Here is a 3,833-nt window from a genome sequence, read left to right as displayed (position 1 = left end):
GCCTACCCCTGGAACCCCGAGGCGCGCACATGGCGCCTGCTGGTGGCCCCGGCCGGAGCCTGYGACGCGCAGTGCGTCACTTTGTCGCAGGGACTGGGCAAGGTGTGGCAGCTGTTCGGCCATAACGCCGATAATGTCGAGATCCTGTGGCTGGGAACGCCACCGGCGTCGATCGCCTCGCTGCCCGCGCTGCGGCCGCTGGCCCCGTCGCCAGCCCTGCGCGCGGCGCTGCCTGGCGTCGATGATCCGGCGGGTCTGCCGGTCTACGTGATCGATCCGAACGGCTTCGTGATCATGCGTCATGCCCCCGGGAGCGATCTCGGCGGTCTGCGCAAGGACATGGCCACGTTGCTGAAACTGAAGTGAGTCCCGTTTGATGAGCCTTTCCGCGCGTCCGGCGCTGCACCGCAATTTCCACCGCCTGGCGTGGTTCGCCATGATCATGACCGCGAGCACGATCATGTTCGGTGCCTTCGTGCGCCTGTCCGATGCCGGCCTGAGCTGCCCGGACTGGCCGACCTGCTATGGGCAGGCAACCTGGCCGCAGCACGTGGAAGAGACCATTGGCCACCCGGCAGCGGAGATCCGTCCGCTGGAAACACACAAGGCCTGGCGTGAGCAGGTGCACCGCTTCCTGGCCGGCGCGCTCGGCATCGAGATCCTGACCCTGGCCCTGCTGGCCACGCGCAAGCGGCGTTTCGGAAGCACGGCGGTGGTCACCGCCTGCGTGCTGGTGGCCGCGGGCATACCGCTGTACATGATGGGCTGGCATGGAACCGCCAGCGCACTGGCGCTGGTCGGCGAGGCCATCCTGCTGATCGCGGCGCTGCGCTGGAGCAACATCGACCTGGCGCGCGCTGCGCTGCTGACGTTGGCGGTGGTGATCTTCCAGGCGCTGCTGGGCATGTGGACGGTGACCCTGCTGCTCAAGCCGATCGTGGTGATGGGTCATCTGCTGGGCGGCATGCTGATGTTCGGCCTGCTGGTGTGGATGGCCTGGCGTGCCACGCACATGCCGATCACCCTGGCTGAGGCGCCGAAGCTGAAGTGGCTGCTGCGCATTGGCGTGGCGGTGCTGGTCACCCAGATCGCGCTGGGTGGCTGGGTCAGCGCCAACTACGCGGCGCTGGCGTGCGGCGGCGGCAGCGCCTCGCTGGACAACTTCCCGCGCTGTGCCAACCAGTGGTGGCCGCAGCACAACTTCGCCGAGGGCTTCACCCTGTGGCGCGGTATCGGTGTGGACTACGAAGGCGGCGTGCTCGACGGTGCCTCGCGCATCGCCATCCAGATGGCCCATCGCCTGTTTGCCATCGTCGTTGCCGTTTACCTGCTGTGGCTGGGCCTGCGCCTGTTCCGGCTGCCGAGCATGCGCGGCTGGGCTTCGGCCCTGGTCGCGCTGCTGGTGCTGCAGGTCACCCTCGGCATCCTCAACGTGAAGCTGGCGCTGCCGCTGGAAGTGGCAGTGGCGCACAACGGCGTTGCCGTTGCCCTGTTGTTTGTATTGGTCAGCCTGCTGGCCCGCCTGCGTGCCCCGGACTGATCCCATGTTTTCCAACTATCGCCAGTACTGGGACCTGACCAAGCCCAAGGTCGTTGCCCTTATCGTCTTCACCGCCCTGGTCGSCATGGTCCTGGCCATTCCCGGCGTGCCCAGCTGGGAGCAGGTGCGTGCCGGCCTGCTCGGCTTCCTCGGCATCTGGCTTGCCGCGTCCGCCGCTGCAGCCATCAACCAGCTGCTGGATGCGCACATCGACGCGCAGATGGCGCGCACCTCGTGGCGTCCGCTGGTGGTGGGCAAGGTCAAGCCGTGGCAGGTGCTGGTATTCGCCGGCGTGCTGATCGTGCTGTCGATGGCGATCCTGGTGCTGTGGGTGAACTGGATCACCGCGGTGCTGACCTTCGCCTCGCTGATCGGTTATGCGGTGATCTACACCGTCTACCTGAAACGTGCGACCTCGCAGAACATCGTCATCGGTGGTCTGGCCGGTGCGATGCCGCCGATGCTGGGGTGGGCGGCGGTGACCGGCATGCAGGGGCAGTCGGACTGGGCGTACTCGTCGCTGCTGGTGCTGATYATCTTCAYSTGGACSCCGCCGCACTTCTGGGCGCTGGCGATCTTCCGTCGCGAGGATTACGCCAAGGCGGAAATCCCGATGCTGCCGGTCACCCATGGCGTGGTGCACACGCGCAAGCAGATCATGGCGTACTCGGTGGTGCTGGCGCTGGTCTGCCTGCTGCCGTACCTGGTTGGCATGAGCGGAGCGTTCTACCTGGGCGGGGCGATCGTGCTCAACGCGGTGTTCCTCTGGTACGCCTGGCGCATGCTCAACCCGCCGGACGAGCTGTTCTCGATGAAGATGTTCAGTTACTCCATCGTCTATCTGATGGCGCTGTTCGCCTTCCTGCTGGTGGACCACTGGATCCTGCCCTGGTTGTAGCGGGTGGATCCGCCGGGCATGGCCCGGCGCTACCTGTGGAACATCCACTGCCCTGGTTGTGACGGGGTGACGCCGCCGGGCATGGCCCGGCGCTGTTCCACAGGTCAGGGCGCGCGCTTGGCATACCGTTGCGCGATCACCCCGCAGACGATCAGCTGGATCTGGTGATAGATCATCACCGGCAGCACGATCGCGCCGAGGCTGCCCCCAGCGAACAGCACCTTGGCGATCGGAACGCCGGTGGCCAGGCTCTTCTTCTCTTCGAGCCGCAGAACACGATGGCGATCTCGTCTTCGCGGTTGAAGCGCAGGCGGCGGGCGATGAAGGTGATCAGCGGCATGGCGATGCCCAGCAGTACCGCCGCCACCACCGCCACCGCGAACAGCGACAGCAGCGGTGTCTTGCTCCACAACCCCTCGGTAACCGCTTCGCCGAATGCCGAGTACACCACCAGCAGGATCGTGGCCTGGTCGGTGTAGCGCAGCAGCGCGCGCTGCCTCTCAACCCAGCCGGCGATCCACGGGCGCAGCAGGTGGCCGGCCACGAACGGCACCAGCAGCTGCAGCATGATGCCGCCGATGGCATGCAGCGGGTCGTGCACGCCGCCGGAGGTGCCGGCCAGTGCGGTCAGCAGCAGGGGCGTGAGGAACACGCCGAGGATGCTCGACAGCGAGGCACTGCACACGGCCGCCGGCACGTTGCCGCGCGCCATCGAGGTGAACGCGATGGACGACTGCACGGTGGAGGGCAGGGTGCACAGGAACAGCACGCCCAGGTACAGCTCAGGCGTCAGCAGCCAGCCGGACAACGGCTTGAACAACAGCCCCAGCAGCGGGAACAGGATGAAGGTGCAGGCGAGGATCGTCAGGTGCAGGCGCCAGTGCAGCATGCCGCCGATGATCGATTCGCGTGGCAGGCGCGCGCCGTGCAGGAAGAACAGCGCGGCGATGGCGACGGTGGTGACATCGTCGAGCACCAGGGCGGCGGCGCCTTTCATCGGCAGCAGCGAGGCCAGGCCGACGGTGCACAGCAGGGCGAGGGTGAAGTTGTCCGGTCGCAGGCGCGACCACCAGCGGGTCATGGTGGATGGGCTCCTTGGTGCGGGGGGATTACCCCGGGAATCAGGGGGTGGGAGAAGGGATCGCCAGACGCTCGCGGGTGGCCGCTTCCAACGACTTCAGGCCGGCTCGCTGGCCCAGTTGCAGCGCCTGTTCCGGGCTGGCGTGTTCGTAGCGTGCGTTGACCAGGCCGAGCACGGCACCGGCGCGGTTGCCGGAAGCGCAGTGCAGCAGCACCGGCCCCTGGCTCTGCTGCAGCGCCTGGTGCACGGCGCGCAGGTTGGTGGCATCCAGGCCTTCGGCGCCGGCTACCGGGATGCGCACATAGCGCAGGCCG

The 3,833-nt window shown here is 67.3% G+C and carries 3 protein-coding genes and 2 pseudogenes; 3 read left to right on the top strand and 2 right to left on the bottom strand.

The window, feature by feature from the left end:
• The 3 genes from AC1VAN_RS14525 to cyoE all read left to right on the top strand — a co-directional run.
• On the top strand, positions 1-366 hold a 366-nt coding region (locus tag AC1VAN_RS14525; protein WP_480986055.1), incomplete at its 5' end, for a hypothetical protein.
• Between the two features lie 10 nt (positions 367-376).
• The gene (locus tag AC1VAN_RS14520; protein ID WP_025878285.1) at positions 377-1,540 is read left to right on the top strand and encodes a COX15/CtaA family protein; all 1,164 of its coding nucleotides are present in this window, start codon (positions 377-379) and stop codon (positions 1,538-1,540) included.
• Positions 1,541-1,544: 4 nt separating this feature from the next.
• Positions 1,545-2,438 (top strand): heme o synthase, encoded by an 894-nt coding sequence (gene cyoE / locus AC1VAN_RS14515; RefSeq protein ID WP_480986054.1) that lies wholly within the window; start codon positions 1,545-1,547, stop codon positions 2,436-2,438.
• Positions 2,439-2,542: 104 nt separating this feature from the next.
• Here cyoE and AC1VAN_RS14510 read toward each other — a convergent pair.
• Positions 2,543-3,519: pseudogene (locus AC1VAN_RS14510) on the bottom strand (bile acid:sodium symporter family protein).
• Between the two features lie 40 nt (positions 3,520-3,559).
• Positions 3,560-3,833: pseudogene (locus tag AC1VAN_RS14505) on the bottom strand (hypothetical protein); the annotation flags it as partial.

It is taken from the genome of Stenotrophomonas sp. 05L44_2 (assembly GCF_056665995.1).
The sequence above is the reverse complement of the archived record's forward strand: the minus strand, read 5'-3'. Positions and strand labels throughout refer to the sequence as shown.